16 protein-coding genes and 1 pseudogene are annotated in these 16,001 nt (G+C 42.0%); 7 read left to right on the forward strand and 10 right to left on the reverse strand.

What is annotated here, in order from left to right:
• The first annotated feature begins 86 nt into the window (after window positions 1–86).
• The 3 genes from BLS46_RS06390 (at window position 87) to dtd (ending at window position 4,040) form a co-directional block, all read left to right on the forward strand.
• Window positions 87–1,217, forward strand: coding sequence for an ABC transporter ATP-binding protein (locus BLS46_RS06390; RefSeq protein WP_093586394.1), 1,131 nt, complete (start codon window positions 87–89; stop codon window positions 1,215–1,217).
• A gap of 144 nt (window positions 1,218–1,361) precedes the next feature.
• Complete coding sequence (locus tag BLS46_RS06395) at window positions 1,362–3,578, forward strand: RelA/SpoT family protein (RefSeq protein WP_093586396.1); 2,217 nt, start codon at window positions 1,362–1,364, stop codon at window positions 3,576–3,578.
• A gap of 18 nt (window positions 3,579–3,596) precedes the next feature.
• Window positions 3,597–4,040 carry a D-aminoacyl-tRNA deacylase gene (gene dtd / locus BLS46_RS06400; RefSeq protein WP_093586398.1) on the forward strand — a complete coding sequence of 148 codons (444 nt, stop codon included), beginning with the start codon at window positions 3,597–3,599 and terminating at the stop codon, window positions 4,038–4,040.
• Between the two features lie 30 nt (window positions 4,041–4,070).
• Here the strand turns inward: dtd and BLS46_RS06405 are convergent, their stop codons facing one another.
• The 6 genes from BLS46_RS06405 to BLS46_RS06430 form a co-directional block, all read right to left on the reverse strand.
• Complete coding sequence (locus BLS46_RS06405) at window positions 4,071–4,484, reverse strand: hypothetical protein (RefSeq protein WP_093586400.1); 414 nt, start codon at window positions 4,482–4,484, stop codon at window positions 4,071–4,073.
• 107 nt (window positions 4,485–4,591) lie between these two features.
• Entirely contained in the window at window positions 4,592–5,242 is a 651-nt protein-coding gene (locus BLS46_RS06410; RefSeq protein WP_038804845.1) for a metal-dependent transcriptional regulator, read from the reverse strand.
• A gap of 83 nt (window positions 5,243–5,325) precedes the next feature.
• The gene (tpx, locus tag BLS46_RS06415) at window positions 5,326–5,820 is read right to left on the reverse strand and encodes a thiol peroxidase (RefSeq protein ID WP_093586402.1); all 495 of its coding nucleotides are present in this window, start codon (window positions 5,818–5,820) and stop codon (window positions 5,326–5,328) included.
• Window positions 5,821–5,943: 123 nt separating this feature from the next.
• Complete coding sequence (locus BLS46_RS06420; RefSeq protein WP_093586404.1) at window positions 5,944–6,876, reverse strand: metal ABC transporter substrate-binding protein; 933 nt, start codon at window positions 6,874–6,876, stop codon at window positions 5,944–5,946.
• A gap of 26 nt (window positions 6,877–6,902) precedes the next feature.
• Window positions 6,903–7,751 (reverse strand): metal ABC transporter permease, encoded by an 849-nt coding sequence (locus BLS46_RS06425; protein ID WP_000559799.1) that lies wholly within the window; start codon window positions 7,749–7,751, stop codon window positions 6,903–6,905.
• Entirely contained in the window at window positions 7,748–8,470 is a 723-nt protein-coding gene (locus BLS46_RS06430) for a metal ABC transporter ATP-binding protein (protein WP_084921356.1), read from the reverse strand. The genes BLS46_RS06425 and BLS46_RS06430 overlap by 4 nt, the downstream gene beginning before the upstream one ends.
• Window positions 8,471–8,649: 179 nt before the next feature.
• On the opposite strand from BLS46_RS06430, the gene BLS46_RS06435 reads away from it, so the two are divergent.
• A complete protein-coding gene (locus BLS46_RS06435) occupies window positions 8,650–10,542 on the forward strand; it encodes a M13 family metallopeptidase (protein ID WP_093586406.1) in 1,893 nt (630 codons plus the stop codon).
• A 39-nt stretch (window positions 10,543–10,581) separates the two neighbouring features.
• On the opposite strand, the gene BLS46_RS06440 is transcribed toward BLS46_RS06435, so the two are convergent.
• The 4 genes from BLS46_RS06440 to BLS46_RS06455 form a co-directional block, all read right to left on the reverse strand.
• On the reverse strand, window positions 10,582–11,211 hold the full coding sequence (locus BLS46_RS06440) for an MBL fold metallo-hydrolase (protein ID WP_093586408.1): 630 nt from the start codon (window positions 11,209–11,211) through the stop codon (window positions 10,582–10,584).
• A gap of 83 nt (window positions 11,212–11,294) precedes the next feature.
• Window positions 11,295–12,368 (reverse strand): DUF2974 domain-containing protein, encoded by a 1,074-nt coding sequence (locus BLS46_RS06445; protein WP_093586410.1) that lies wholly within the window; start codon window positions 12,366–12,368, stop codon window positions 11,295–11,297.
• A 126-nt stretch (window positions 12,369–12,494) separates the two neighbouring features.
• On the reverse strand, window positions 12,495–13,271 hold the full coding sequence (locus tag BLS46_RS06450; protein ID WP_093586412.1) for a ferredoxin reductase domain-containing protein: 777 nt from the start codon (window positions 13,269–13,271) through the stop codon (window positions 12,495–12,497).
• Window positions 13,272–13,356: 85 nt separating this feature from the next.
• Window positions 13,357–13,926: a TetR/AcrR family transcriptional regulator gene (locus BLS46_RS06455; RefSeq protein WP_093586414.1), complete on the reverse strand. Its 570-nt coding sequence runs from the start codon at window positions 13,924–13,926 to the stop codon at window positions 13,357–13,359.
• Between the two features lie 319 nt (window positions 13,927–14,245).
• On the opposite strand from BLS46_RS06455, the gene BLS46_RS06460 reads away from it, so the two are divergent.
• The 3 genes and pseudogenes from BLS46_RS06460 to BLS46_RS10120 form a co-directional block, all read left to right on the forward strand.
• Window positions 14,246–14,923: a response regulator transcription factor gene (locus BLS46_RS06460; RefSeq protein ID WP_093586416.1), complete on the forward strand. Its 678-nt coding sequence runs from the start codon at window positions 14,246–14,248 to the stop codon at window positions 14,921–14,923.
• The gene (locus tag BLS46_RS06465) at window positions 14,916–15,890 is read left to right on the forward strand and encodes a sensor histidine kinase (protein ID WP_093586418.1); all 975 of its coding nucleotides are present in this window, start codon (window positions 14,916–14,918) and stop codon (window positions 15,888–15,890) included. Before BLS46_RS06460 ends, BLS46_RS06465 begins: the two co-directional genes overlap by 8 nt.
• Window positions 15,891–15,896: 6 nt before the next feature.
• Window positions 15,897–15,995, forward strand: a pseudogene (locus tag BLS46_RS10120) (peptide ABC transporter); the annotation flags it as partial.
• Window positions 15,996–16,001: the final 6 nt, after the last annotated feature.

Genomic DNA, 16,001 nt, shown 5'->3' on the forward strand with positions numbered 1-16,001 from the left:
TTGTTTTTTTGGTCACCTTGCCATAGAAAAGTAAAGCGTTTTCATATATAATAAATCTATCAAATAATTAAAGGAGTTCACCTTCCATGGTAGAATTAAATCTTAAAAATATTTACAAAAAATATCCAAACAGCGAACACTACTCAGTTGAAGACTTCAACTTGGACATCAAAGATAAAGAATTTATCGTTTTCGTAGGTCCTTCAGGATGTGGTAAATCAACAACTCTTCGTATGATTGCTGGTCTTGAAGACATCACAGAAGGTACTGCATCTATCGACGGCGTGATTGTCAACGACGTGGCTCCAAAAGACCGTGACATCGCCATGGTATTCCAAAACTACGCTCTTTACCCACACATGACTGTATATGACAACATGGCTTTCGGTTTGAAATTGCGTAAGTACAGCAAAGAAGACATCGACAAACGTGTTCAAGAAGCTGCAGCAATCCTTGGTTTGAAAGAATTCTTGGATCGTAAACCAGCTGACCTTTCAGGTGGTCAACGTCAACGTGTTGCCATGGGTCGTGCAATCGTCCGTGATGCAAAAGTGTTCTTGATGGACGAGCCTTTGTCAAACTTGGATGCCAAACTTCGTGTATCAATGCGTGCAGAAATTGCGAAAATCCACCGTCGTATCGGTGCTACAACTATCTATGTAACTCACGACCAAACAGAAGCGATGACACTTGCTGACCGTATCGTTATCATGTCAGCAACTAAAAACCCTGCTGGTACAGGTACTATCGGACGTGTTGAACAAATCGGAACTCCTCAAGAAGTTTACAAAAACCCAGTTAACAAATTCGTAGCAGGATTCATCGGAAGCCCAGCTATGAACTTCATCAATGTGAAATTAGAAGGCAACGAAATTGTTTCTGACGGTTTCCGTTTGAAAGTGCCAGAAGGAGCATTGAAAGTTCTTCGTGAAAAAGGCTACGAAGGAAAAGAATTGATCTTCGGTATCCGTCCAGAAGACGTGAATGCGGAACCTGCTTTCCTTGAAACATTCCCAGAATCAGTTGTCAAAGCAACAATCTCAGTATCAGAATTGCTTGGTTCAGAATCTCACCTTTACTGCCAAGTTGGTAAAGACGAATTTGTTGCCAAAGTGGATGCTCGTGACTACTTGCAAACAGGTGCAACAGTTGAACTTGGATTTGACTTGAACAAAGCACACTTCTTCGACGTAGAAACCGAGAAAACAGTTTACTAAGATAAATAAAATAACAAAGCACTGCAGAGTCTCTCTTGCAGTGTTTTTTCTTTTAATTGCTTAGGCTAGGCATGAAAACAGGCTTTTCTAGTTTTAATATTCTTAAAAAAGTGATAAAATGGTAGGAAGAATTGGAGAGAATAGATGCCGAAAGAAGTGAATTTGACGGGCGATGAGGTTGTCGCTTTAACGCAAAAATATTTATCGAAAGAAGATGTTGCTTTTGTACATAAAGCCTTGGTTTACGCAGTTGAATGCCATAGTGGTCAATATCGTAAATCTGGCGAACCCTATATTATTCATCCCATTCAGGTGGCAGGGATTTTAGCCAAGCTTAAGCTAGATGCCGTGACAGTTGCCTGTGGTTTTTTGCATGACGTGGTTGAAGATACAGATGCGACACTGGATGATTTAGAGCAAGAGTTTGGTCATGATGTTCGCATTATTGTTGATGGGGTGACTAAGCTTGGTAAGGTCGAGTACAAATCAATCGAGGAGCAATTAGCGGAAAATCACCGTAAGATGCTCATGGCCATGTCTGAGGATATCCGTGTTATCTTGGTCAAACTATCTGACCGCTTGCATAACATGAGAACTCTTAACCACCTACGAAAAGACAAGCAGGAACGCATTTCCAGAGAAACCATGGAAATCTATGCACCACTTGCTCATCGTCTGGGGATTTCCAGCGTCAAGTGGGAGTTGGAAGACTTGTCCTTCCGCTATCTCAATCCAACTGAGTTTTACAAGATTACTCATATGATGAAGGAAAAACGCAGAGAGCGTGAGGCTTTGGTCGATGAAGTCGTGACAAAGTTAGAGGACTACACTTCCGAACGCAATCTAAAAGGGAAAATCTATGGCCGTCCCAAGCATATCTACTCTATCTATCGCAAGATGCAGGATAAGAAGAAACGTTTTGAGGAGATTTATGACCTGATTGCCATTCGCTGTATCTTGGATACCCAGAGTGATGTCTATGCCATGCTGGGCTATGTTCATGAGCTGTGGAAACCCATGCCAGGGCGTTTTAAAGATTATATCGCAAACCGTAAGGCCAATGGTTACCAGTCTATCCATACGACTGTCTATGGACCAAAAGGACCGATTGAATTCCAGATTCGGACCAAAGAAATGCACGAAGTGGCTGAGTACGGGGTTGCGGCTCACTGGGCTTATAAGAAAGGAGTCAAAGGTCAGGTCAACAGCAAAGAGTCTGCGATTGGTATGAACTGGATCAAGGAAATGATGGAATTACAGGACCAGGCTGACGATGCCAAGGAATTTGTCGAGTCCGTTAAGGAAGAGTATCTGGCGGAGGAGATTTACGTCTTTACCCCAGATGGGGCTGTACGTTCCTTGCCAAAAGATTCAGGCCCGATTGACTTTGCCTATGAAATTCATACCAAAGTCGGTGAAAAAGCGACTGGTGCCAAGGTCAATGGCCGTATGGTTCCTCTGACAACCAAGCTCAAAACTGGGGATCAGGTCGAAATTGTAACCAACCCTAATTCTTTTGGCCCGAGTCGTGACTGGCTCAACATGGTTAAGACCAGCAAGGCGCGCAACAAGATTCGTCAGTTCTTTAAAAACCAAGACAAGGAATTGTCTGTTAATAAGGGACGCGAACTGCTGATTAATCAGCTCCAAGAGAATGGCTATGTGGCTAATAAGTATATGGACAAGCGGCACATGGACCAAGTCCTTCAAAAGACCAGCTACAAGACAGAAGACTCCCTCTTTGCTGCTATTGGTTTTGGAGAAATCAGTGCTACTACCGTCTTTAACCGTCTGACTGAAAAGGAACGCCGTGAGGAGGAACGTGCCAAAGCTAGGGCAGAGGCTGATGAGTTAGTTAAGGGTGGTGAGGTTAAGGTTGAGAATAAGGAGAAGCTCAAGGTCAAGCATGAGGGCGGTGTGGTCATTGAAGGCGCCTCAGGTCTCCTAGTTCGGATTGCTAAGTGTTGTAATCCAGTGCCGGGTGACAACATTGTCGGCTACATCACCAAGGGGCGTGGTGTGGCTATTCACCGTGTGGACTGTATGAACCTTCGCGCCCAAGAAAACTACGAACAACGCCTCCTTGATGTGGAATGGGAAGATCAATTCTCAAGCAAGGAATATATTGCCCACATCGATATCTACGGCCTCAACCGTACAGGTCTCTTAAATGATGTTCTGCAAGTTCTTTCCAACACAGCTAAGAATATCTCAACCGTTAACGCCCAACCAACCAAGGATATGAAATTTGCTAATATCCATGTGTCTTTTGGTATCTCAAATCTCTCAACTCTAACGACAGTAGTTGATAAGATTAAAAGTGTGCCAGAAGTCTACTCTGTCAAACGAACCAATGGCTAAGATCTAGAAAGGATTTTTATGAAAATCGTCGTTCAACGAGTTAAGAAAGCTCGAGTGAGTATTGAAGGTCAGGTTCAGGGAAAAATCAATCAAGGGCTTTTATTGCTGGTCGGAGTAGGACCAGAGGACCAAGAGGAAGATCTGGATTATGCTGTCCGAAAGCTCGTCAATATGCGGATCTTTTCAGACGCAGAAGGCAGGATGAACCTGTCTGTTAAGGATATTGAGGGGGAAATCCTTTCTATTTCTCAGTTTACCCTCTTTGCAGATACTAAGAAGGGCAATCGTCCAGCCTTTACAGGTGCAGCTAAGCCGGATATGGCAGCTGCCTTCTATGACGCTTTCAATCAAAAACTAGTACAAGAAGTATCTGTTCAGACAGGCATCTTTGGAGCAGATATGCAGGTTGAGCTGGTCAATGACGGACCAGTCACCATTATCCTTGATACTAAAAATAGATAAGAAAACCAAGCCAGTCGGCTTGGTTTTTGTTTATAGACACTCCCAGAAAGAGATATGTTTGTCGTAAAAGTCTGGATAGTTTTCTCTTATGTGGCTAGCCATTATATAATAAAAAGTAGAATGACAAGAAGTAACGATTGGCATAAGAGAGGAAAAACGTTGAGAACTCGTGAAGGCTAAAAGAACAATTAATAGAAAATCAATGGTGAGAACCCCTAGATAGTAGAGGCGATTTTTTTTACTAATCTGAGGATAAATCTCAGCGAATTGATGTTTGAGTCGGTTGACTAAGCGAAATAGCGGTAGTCCCTGAGCAAGGATGAAAATAAAGCCAGAGAGTAGCATCCACTCTACAGAGGGATCGGTTTTGGAGATAAAAATTGCTAATAGTAGCAAATCGGAGACTGCAATGGCTGCGAAGTGTATTCTAAAGAGCTTTTTCATAGGAAAACCTCCCTCTTTTATCTAGCTTCATTCTACACCAAACGAATGGAACTTACAACTAAAATGATAAAAAATCCCTGAAAGGAACTTCTTTCAGGAATAAGGGGTTAGTTGATTTTTTCGACATAGAGTTGTTTGGCGATATCGATGCTAACTTGGAGATCTTCACCTTTGTTGACCAGTGTAAAGGTATTGGAAAAATTATCAAACTGTTTGACTTGGAGTTGGTCACCGATATGAATTTCATGCTTTTCTAAGTATTTGAGTAGATCAAAGCTATCATGAACCCGAGTCAGGAGATAGGTTCCAGCCTCTTTGGTATCTGCTAGAGGTAGGTTGTTGATCTCAACCAAGAGTTCTCCTTTAACAGGAATAGTTCCACCGTGGGGACAGGTTTGAGGGAAGCCAAGCAGTTTATCCAATCTCTCCACAAAGAGGTCAGAGACAGTGTGCTCTAGGACCTCAGCTTCTTCGTGGATTTGATCGCTGGTATAGTCTAGATGGTGAACTAGAAAGACTTCAATCAAACGGTGTTTACGATAAAGCTCAGAGACCAGTTTGAGGCCAATATCTGTCAATAGATAGCCATTCTCCTTATCCTTGAGGATGAGATTTTCACTTTTCATACGTTTGATCATCTCTGTTACGGCAGGTGGAGAGACCTGCATACGGGCAGCAATTTCTTTATTGGTGATTTTTTGCATTTCCGTACCGATTTCATAAATACATTTTAGGTAGTCTTCTTTATTTGGCGTCATTCGTTCCCTCTTGTCTTTTCTCTCCATCTAGTATATCAAAAAAAGCTAGATTTCTCTAGCCTTCTGCCGTAATGGCTTTGATTTTAGTCCAGTTCTTTCACTGCAGCAATAGCAGCTTCAAAGTTTGGCTCCGTATTGATATTGTCAACGTATTCTACATAACGGATGATATTGTCAGCATCGAGAACAAAGACGGCACGTGCAAGGAGATGCCATTCGTTGATCAAGAGGGCATAATCACGTCCAAAAGAATGATCAAAGTAGTCTGATAGCATGATGGCATTGTCAAGACCTTCAGCCCCGCACCAGCGTCCTTGGGCAAATGGTAGGTCCATAGAAACGGTGAGAACGACGGTATTATCAAGGCTAGCAAGTTCTTGGTTGAAGCGACGTGTTTGCGTTGAGCAGATACCAGTATCGATAGAAGGGACGACACTCAAGACTTTTTTCTTTCCATCAAAGTCAGCTAGCGTTTTTTTAGAGAGATCGGTTGTCGTGAGAGAAAAGTCAAGTGCCTTGTCTCCGACTTGCAGTTGTTTACCTGTAAAGGTTACAGGATTTCCGAGAAAAGTGGTCATGAAACTACTCCATTCTTTTTTCTTTTATTTTACCGAGAATTGTCAGATTTTACCAATGATTTGACTGGAAATTAAAAGATAAAAAAAACGCCTGTTCATGTGAGAACGACGTTTTTTAATGGATTATTTTGACAAACCTTCAGCAATCTTGTCAAGGTTGTATTTCATCATGCTGTAGTAGCTGTCGCCTTCTTTACCTTCTTCAGCAATTGAGTCAGTAAAGATTTGTGCGTAAATTGGAATATCTGTGTCTTGTGAAACAGTCTTCATTGGACGGTCATCGACACTTGATTCAACAAAGAGTGATGGAACTTTTGTTTGGCGAAGCTTTTCAACCAAGGTCTTGATTTGTTCAGGTGTTCCTTCCTCTTCCGTGTTGATTTCCCAGATGTAGGCACTTGGAACTCCGTAGGCTTTAGAGAAGTATTTGAAGCATCCTTCGCTGGTTACGATGAGTTTCTTCTCAGCAGGGATATTGTTAAATTTCTCTTTGGCTTCCTTGTCCAGTTTGTCTAGTTTTTCAGTATAGTCTTTGAGATTTTTTTCGTAGAATTCCTTGTTGCTAGGATCCTTAGCGATCAGCTGTTTAGCGATATTTTTAGCATAAATCATCCCATTTTCAAGGTTGAGCCAAGCGTGTGGATCTTCTTTGCCTTTCTCGTTTTGACCTTCAAGGTAGATGATGTCTACACCGTCGCTAACTGCAAAGTAGTCTTTGTTTTCAGTTTTCTTGGCATTTTCGACCAATTTGGTAAACCAAGCATTGCCACCTGTTTCAAGATTGATTCCGTTATAGAAAATCAAATCAGCTTGAGAAGTTTTCTTTACGTCTTCAGGAAGTGGTTCGTACTCATGTGGGTCTTGACCAACAGGAACGATACTGTGAAGATCAATCTTGTCACCAGCGATATTCTTGGTAATATCAGCGATGATTGAGTTAGTCGCTACAACCTTTAGTTTTTGGTTTGTAGATGCTGTGTCTTTTTTTCCGCTAGCACAGGCAGCTAATCCAATGATAGAAAGAAAAAGAACAAGCAAAGTACCTAATTTTTTCATTAGATTCCTCCAGAAGGGTTTCCCCGTTATTTAATGATTTTTTTGTTTTTCAGTTTCAAGTATCGTTGCTTAGGAGAGATAAAGAAACTGATTAGAAAGAAGCTGGCGGATGTGAGCACGATGCTGGATCCTGCTGCGAGATTGAAACTATAGCCGATAAAGAGTCCCAAGACAGAAGCGGTTGCCCCTAGGGTTGATGAAAGAAAAATCATGCTCTTTAGGCTATTAGCATAAAGGTAAGCCGTCGCAGCTGGGGTAATCAACATGGCCACGATAAGAATAGTTCCAACACTTTGCATGGCGGTGACGGATACAAGGGTCAGGAGCACCATGAGCAGATAGTGGTAGAAATTAACGGGCATTCCCATGGCTTTAGCCAGGAGCTCGTCAAAGGATGTAATCAATAGTTGTTTAAAGAAAATCCCAATAATCAAGAGAATCAATGCCCCCACACCAATGGTAATCCACATGTCCGTATCTTGGACAGCGAGGATATTCCCAAAAAGGATATGGAAGAGATCTGTCGAACTCTTGGCAACACTAATCAAGATGACACCTAAGGCTAAGAAAGATGAAAAGGTAATACCAATGGCGGTGTCACTCTTGATGATAGAGTTACCCTTGATGTAGGTAATGATGATGGAAGCCATCAAACCAAAGATGATTGCTCCAATAAAGAAATCAATTCCCAGGATAAAGGAAAGGGCTACGCCAGGCAAAACTGCGTGAGAGATGGCATCTCCCATGAGAGACATTCCACGCAGGATGATAAAACATCCCACAGCTCCAGCAACGACTCCAATAACAATAGCTGTGATCAAGGCGTTTTGTAGGAAATGGAAATTTTGCAATCCATTGATAAATTCTGCTATCATAGGTCACCTCCATTGAAAAAGAGTTTGCTACCGTAGGCCTTTTTGAGATTGGCCTCGGTAAAGGTTTCTTCGGTCGAGCCAAGGTCTATTAGTTCTCGATTGAGAAGCAAAACTTGGTCGAAATAATGGGGGACTTTGCTGAGGTCATGATGGACGATGAGAACTGTTTTACCAGCTTTTTTAAGGTCTCTCAGCGTATTCATGATAATCTCTTCACTGATCGAGTCAATCCCGACAAAAGGCTCATCTAAAAAGATGTAGTCAGCTTCCTGTACTAAGCAACGGGCAATCAAAACACGTTGGAATTGTCCGCCTGAGAGCTGGCTGATTTGGCGATCAGCATAGTCTGAGAGTCCAACGATTTCAAGTGCATCTGCCACTTTTTTCCAGTGGCTGGCCTTTAAAGTGTGGAAGAGCGGTATGGATGGATAGAGTCCCAGTGAGACACATTCCTTGACCTTGATAGGAAAATTGTAGTCGATATGGATTTTTTGCTCGACATAGGCAACTCGATTTAAAGATTTCTTGACTTCTTTGTCGTCGAGAAAGGCCTGACCTTCATGTGGGATAATTCCCAACATACCTTTTAATAAAGTTGATTTTCCAGCACCATTTGGACCAATAATTCCGGTAATCGTTGGTCCTTGGAGCACTAGTGAAATATCCTTTAGTGCCAACGTTTCCTTGTAGGAGACACTGAGGTGTTCAATACGTATCATAACAAATTCCTCCCTCCTGTATTTAATATACATTAAAAAAAAAATTAAGTCAAGTTAATTTTTAAAAAATTTAATAAAATAACAATAAAATGAAAGATATAAGAAATTTATTTTTGATTGCATTCCCTAGATTTTTTTGCTAAGCTAGGAATAAGTGAAAATATGAAAGCGAGAACAAGATGACACGTTATCAAGATGATTTTTATGACGCTATTAATGGCGAATGGGAAAAAACAGCTGTCATTCCAGCTGACAAATCTCGAACAGGTGGTTTTATTGACCTTGATGAGGAAATTGAGGAGCTTATGCTGGCGACTACGGACAAGTGGTTGGCAGGTGAGGATGTCCCAGAGGATGCCATCCTCGCCAACTTTGTCAAGTACCATCGCATGGTACGTGATTTTGACAAGAGAGAAGCAGATGGGATCAAGCCCGTCCTTCCTCTACTCAAGGAATACCAAGATTTGGAGAGTTTTGCAGATTTTACCAGCAAACTAGCAGCGTTTGAACTAGCTGGTAAACCAAACTTCTTGCCATTTGGTGTTTCACCAGACTTTATGGATGCCAGAACCAATGTTCTCTGGGCAAGTGCACCAGGGACGATTTTGCCAGATACGACTTACTATGTTGAAGACCATCCTCAACGTGAGGAGTTGCTAGGTTTGTGGAAGGAAAGTACCACAAATCTTCTCAAAGCCTATGATTTTTCAGATGAGGAAATCGCAGACTTACTAGAGAAGAGATTGGAGTTGGACCGTCGAGTTGCAGCTGTGGTACTTTCTAATGAAGAAAGCTCAGAATATGCCAAACTCTATCATCCATACGCTTATGAAGACTTCAAGAAATTCGCCCCTGCCCTACCTCTAGATGACTTCTTCCAAAAGGTGATTGGACAAACGCCGGACAAGGTCATTGTAGATGAAGAACGTTTCTGGCAAGCAGCAGACCAATTTTATAGTGAAGAAGCATGGCCTTTGCTCAAGGCAACCTTGATTTTGGCTGTGGTCAATCTTTCAACCAGCTATCTCACAGACGAGATTCGTGTCTTGTCAGGTGCCTATGGACGTGCCCTTTCAGGTGTTCCAGAAGCTCAGGACAAGGTCAAGGCAGCTTATCACTTGGCCCAAGGACCTTTCAAGCAGGCTCTGGGTCTCTGGTATGCGCATGAAAAATTCTCTCCAGAAGCTAAGGCAGACGTAGAGAAAAAAGTAGCGACTATGATTGACGTTTATAAGGAACGCTTGGCTAAGAACGACTGGCTCACGCCTGAAACACGTGATAAGGCCATTGTCAAACTCAATGTCATCAAGCCTTATATCGGTTATCCAGAGGAATTACCAGCACGCTACAAGGACAAGGTGGTCGATGAAACGGCTAGTCTTTTTGACAATGCCCTAGCCTTTGCGCGTGTGGAAATCAAGCATAGTTGGAGCAAGTGGAACCAACCGGTTGACTACAAGGAGTGGGGCATGCCTGCTCACATGGTTAATGCCTACTACAATCCTCAGAAGAACTTGATTGTCTTCCCAGCAGCCATTCTACAGGCTCCATTCTATGACTTGCATCAGTCGTCTTCTGCCAACTACGGTGGTATTGGTGCTGTTATTGCCCACGAGATTTCTCATGCCTTTGATACAAATGGTGCGTCCTTTGATGAAAATGGTAGTCTCAAGGATTGGTGGACAGAGAGTGACTATGCCGCCTTTAAAGAAAAAACGCAAAAAGTTATCGACCAATTTGATGGCCAAGAATCTTACGGCGCAAGAATCAACGGAAAATTAACCGTATCCGAAAACGTTGCCGACCTGGGAGGAATTGCTGCAGCCCTTGAAGCTGCCAAGAGAGAACCAGACTTCTCTGCTGAAGAATTCTTCCACAACTTTGCTCGTATCTGGCGCATGAAAGGCCGTCCTGAGTTGATGAAACTCATGGCCAGTGTTGACGTGCACGCACCTGCCAAACTTCGTGTCAACGTCCAAGTACCAAACTTCGATGACTTCTTTACAACCTATGATGTCAAAGAAGGCGATGGTATGTGGCGTTCACCAGAGGACCGTGTGATTATTTGGTAAGACTAAAACCAAGGATAGCATCCTTGGTTTTTTTGCTTGCTAGAAAAAGGGATTAAAAGTCTTTTCGTGAGCGATAGTCGTAGCTGGACCATGGCCGGGGTAGACGTCGTAGTTAGGAAGAGTGAAGAGTTGAGTCTGAATGCTATGGAGGAGTTGTTCCATACTACCAGTAGGGAGGTCGGTCCGTCCGATGGTTTCGCGGAAAAGAGCATCTCCAGTCAAGACTAGATGGGCATCAGGAAAGACGAGGGAAACACCACCGATAGAGTGGCCTGGGGTTGGTAGGGCAGTAAAACGGAATTCTTCAAGCTGGTATTCTTCATGAAAGACAAAGGTGTGCTCTGCTGGTTTTGCGACCACATCTGCCAGATCATCATGACGAGGGAGACCAGAGAGATTATCGACTGGAGTGTAAAGCCAGCTGGCTTCGCTCTCTGCTACATAAACTGGGGGATTTCCAAAAGTCTCGCGAACCAAGTCCAGACTCATAATATGGTCGTAGTGGGTGTGGGTCAGGAGAATCGCGCAGACTGGTTTGTTGATTTTCTCAATAGTCTTGCGAATAGCTTCCCAATGGCTACCTGGGTCAACCACAATCAGGTGATGGTCTCCCTCTATGTAGTAGGTGTTTTCATAGGCAACAGGATTGACAGTTTTATGGATTTTCATAGGATTTCCTCTCTCAAAGAATGTACTGATATCAGTATAACACAGAAGAGAATGCTTAGGGTATCAGAAGGTCTTTTTCTACCTTAACGATTTTTCCAAGCTTGGTAGCGGGTGTCGATCAAGAGCTGGGTTAGTCGTCCCATGGTTTCTCTTTCTTCGGGAGTGAGGGATTGGGCTTGGACAAAGAGATGGTGAATGTGTTCAATGACCTTGAAGGAAGAAAGATCATTGATAGAGGAGATGCCTGCATCAAGAATGATTCCAAAAAAGAGGTCGAAGTAGAGTTGCAGTTCCGTATCAGGGACCGTCTCAACCCATTCCTTGAGAGTAGTATCGACTTGTTGGCTGTCACTATTGGTCTCGTCTAGTTGGACAAAGTGTTTGTCTTCAATCTGCCAACTAAAGGTGTCGTGCTGAGCAAGACCACCTAGGGCAGTGCTTCGAACGACGATTTTCTTATCAGGGATTTCCAGCATCATTCCGATGATAGACCCTTGTGGGACAAATACTTTCGTTCTTTCCATCATGTTTTGATAGCCAGCTGTTTCGGTCAGTTCCTCGTGAAGTCCAGGCGCATCAAAAGTATAGACGGCGACAATGTTTTTTTGTAAAAGTGGGTCGAGTTGACTAGCAGCATAGACAGCTAAATTGCCCCCCTTTGAGTGCCCTGCTAGGACAACCTTTTGGTTAGGATGTTGAACAAAAAAGTCTTGTAAATACTGGAGGGCATGTTTTTGAGCTGGAATTTCCTTCATATAGGTCATATGGAAATCTTCTTTCCAACCGATGATACTATCATCTGTCCCACGAAAAACAAGTAAATAAGTATCGAGACTGATACGATAAGTCATAGCCGCAAACTGTTTTTGCAATTCAGGATCAATATCGTTGATAAAGTCTGAGAGCTTGCAATTTTTAAAGCGTTTGTGTTGAGCGAGCTGATCCAACAACTGGAGGCGGTTTTTGCTAGTCAACATCGTCGTTTCTCTAGGGATTTGAGGTGCTAGATCTATGAGACGCTTTGGTTCTTGGGCGACTACATCATCAAAAGGAAGATAGGTTAATTCAGTCAAGGCAAGAACATCCAGCTCGTTCATTGAGAGGTCATAAAAGGAATCGTATGCTACATCATTCAAGTAGTCAAAAATATTGGCCATAAAAGCTCCTTTCTCTATGTTTATCCTACCACATTTACAGAGAATTAGCTAGTAGGCTTGCTTAGTCCCTCTCCATAATGAACTAGTAGTTAGGTTTGATTCAGAGATACAGAAGACAGAATGCTTTTATTTCAATCCTCTAAACGAGCTAACTTGGATATTATTGCTATCAATCCCATTTTCCTTTAAAAAATTCTTCATCTCATTTACATCATCAGGCTGACCTGTGATGAGATAGCTGGCTTGATTGCCGTATTCATCAATAGCATGTTTTAAAAATGCTTGACTTTGAGAAAGTTCATCGCTAGTTTTATAAGTAAAATTCGATGTTTTTTGAGCCAGTCCTTTCATCTCATTATCGAAAATAGTAACTCCTTTGTCAAAATGATTGAGAATAATCGGACATTTACCAGCCCATTCTTTGATAAGGGGGCGTAGAGCAGAAATACCAACATCAGATGCAAAGCAAACTAGTGGCTTATTCGTATCTTTAACAGTCAAAGAGGAATCCAGCCAACTCATCTCAATCTCACTGCCAGCCGGTAAATGTGTCAAGGTTTCCTTAAAGAGGCTACCACTATTATGAGTTAAAATGAGGATTTCATCTTCATCAGGTGTTGAGGCAATGGTTATCCATCGACTGGTTTGCTCTCCCTTAGCTTCGTTTTTATTAGTAGTAGAAGAAGTATCAGGGAGTGTAAACTTGGCATAAGCCCCAGCTTTCCAGTTTTGATAACTTGGTTTTGTGATGTGAATTAAATACAGATCTCCGCTGGGATTTTCGATGGATTTTATCGATAATGTCTGGTTTCGTCCAAGATAAGCGATGGTGCCCCAAGTTATAAGGCCTAAGACTCCAAGTGTTGATAGAATGATAATAAACATTTTTTTACCTCTTTTCATTTTTTATGACTCCTATTCTTAATTTTATGAATGAACTATAAAATAATTCATTCATATTTTTCCAAAAAATAAAGAAATCCATTCTTTATTTTAGAACTCCTTTTATGAAGTTGGTTGCAAGTATTTCAACGGTCTTGCCAATATCTGGAAAATCTTTTTCCGTGATATGCATATCCATGTAGTAAAATAGGTTGTAAACTTGTAAAATCTCTTGAATCTTTTCTGGCGAGTACCCTTCAGCCTGCATACGATTTGTAAAAGTTTTAACTAGAAACTGATGAAATGGATTTGCGACTTTGCCTTCTTCCGAGGAATAGTAGCTGTGTAACTCATCTGCTATGGCAGGATTGTACCATTCTGCAAGGATTTTATTGGAAGAAACGAGAGTTCTGGAATGAGAAAATAGTTGACCAATGAGGTCGATCATGTCAATTTCCCAATCCAGTTCTTCGATCATAGCTTGGCGAACACGATTGTTTTCATCTATATAGATGTCTAGAAAAATGGCTTCTTTACTCTCGTAATAGTTATAAAAAGAACCAACTGCAACACCAGCTTGCCTAGCAATTTCTGAAATTCCTGTTGCCTTGTAACCTTTTTTCGAAAAAACTTCATAGGCCGCTGTCTTTAAAGCTTGTTTTTTGTCCAATCTGATTTAACCTCCTTTATTTAATGAATGAATAAATCGATTTATTCATTCACATTCTAACAAATCATGGCTAGCTTGTCAATAAGAAGGCCAGATCTATTAAATAAGTGAAAGAAACGCTAACTAAATGAGCACAAAAAGGAAAATATAGGATAAGGCTGGAACTATACTTAAAAATAAGGTATGATATCAGTGGGAATGTTCTCTATTTAGCATCTGTTTACTAATCTGAATTTGAAAAATAGGTAGCTAGACAATTGAGGTACTAATCCAGAGAATTTTTTTAAGGGGTTTGATACTTTGATAAATAACAAAGGAGGAGCGCATGCACAAAATTTTGCTAGTAGAGGATGACCAAGTCATTCGGAAACAAGTTGGGAAACTGCTCTCTGAGTGGGGCTTTGAGGTCGTTTTGGTAGAAGATTTTATGGAAGTATTGAGCCTTTTTGTTCAGTCAGAACCTCATTTGGTCCTCATGGATATTGGTTTGCCTCTTTTTAATGGTTACCACTGGTGTCAGGAAATTCGCAAGATTTCCAAGGTTCCCATCATGTTTCTGTCTTCGAGAGACCAGGCTATGGATATCGTCATGGCAATCAACATGGGAGCGGATGACTTTGTGACCAAGCCTTTTGACCAGCAGGTGCTTCTTGCAAAGGTTCAGGGCTTGTTGCGCCGTTCTTATGAATTTGGCCGAGATGAGAGTCTGCTGGAGTATGCGGGTGTGATCCTCAACACCAAGTCTATGGATTTGCACTATCAGGGGGAAGTCCTGAGTTTGACCAAGAATGAATTTCAAATTTTGCGGGTTTTGTTTGAACATGCGGGCAATATCGTGGCGCGTGATGACCTGATGCGGGAACTCTGGAATAGCGACTTTTTCATCGATGACAATACCCTGTCTGTTAATGTGGCTCGATTGCGTAAAAAATTGGAAGAGCAAGGTTTGGTTGGATTTATCGAGACCAAGAAAGGAATAGGATACGGACTGAAACATGCTTGATTGGAGACAATTTTTTCTAGCCTATCTGCGCTCTCGCAGTCGCGTTTTTGCCTATATCTTTTCATTGGGCTTTCTCGTCCTTCTCTTTCAGTTTTTATTTGCTAGTCTAGGAACTTATTTTCTTTATTTCTTTCTGCTCAGTGGCTTTTTGACCTTCTTATTTTTGGCTTGGGATATATTTGCAGAAGCTCAGGTTTACCGTCAGGAAGCACTCTATGCTGAGCGAGACCCCAAGTCTCCTCTGGAATGTGCGCTAGCAGAAAAGCTCGAAGAGCTTGAATCTGAATTGTATCAAAAGAAGTCGGAAGCCCAAAGCAAGCTGACGGATTTGCTTGATTACTATACCTTGTGGGTTCACCAGATTAAGACCCCCATTGCGGCGAGCCGTCTCTTAGTAGCAGAAGTCTCTGATCGGGAGGTCAAGCAGCAACTGGAACAGGAAATCTTCAAGATTGACTCCTATACCAATCTGGTATTGCAGTATCTTCGTTTGGAGAGCTTCCACGATGACTTGGTATTTGAAAAGGTTCAAGTGGAGGACTTGGTGAAGGAAGTGGTTCGCAAGTATGCTCTTTTCTTTATCCAAAAAGGACTGGCGGTCAATCTCCATGACCTCGACAAAACTATCGTGACCGATAAGAAGTGGCTGTTGGTCGTCATTGAACAAATCCTCTCAAACAGCCTCAAGTACACCAGGGAAGGCGGTTTGGAGATTTATATGGAGGGCCAGGAGCTCTGTATCAAGGATACGGGAATCGGGATTAAAAACAGCGATGTGCTCCGAGTCTTTGAACGTGGCTTTTCAGGCTACAATGGTCGCTTGACCCAGCAGTCATCTGGACTGGGCCTCTACCTATCCAAGAAAATTTCTGAAGAACTGGGCCACCAGATTCGTATCGATTCTGAGGTTGGAAAGGGAACGACCGTACGCATTAAATTTTCCAATATGAATCTGATGATTGAGTGAGCATAGTTGATGATAACCTTATCCATCTGTGGAATTTTTGTTTTAGTCGATATCTCTATTTTCATGATAACGTCTAGAAGTTACCGTAAGATTGTCCAGATGTAAAAAAAT

This window comes from Streptococcus sp. NLAE-zl-C503, assembly GCF_900104285.1.
In the GTDB taxonomy this organism is placed as follows: domain Bacteria; phylum Bacillota; class Bacilli; order Lactobacillales; family Streptococcaceae; genus Streptococcus.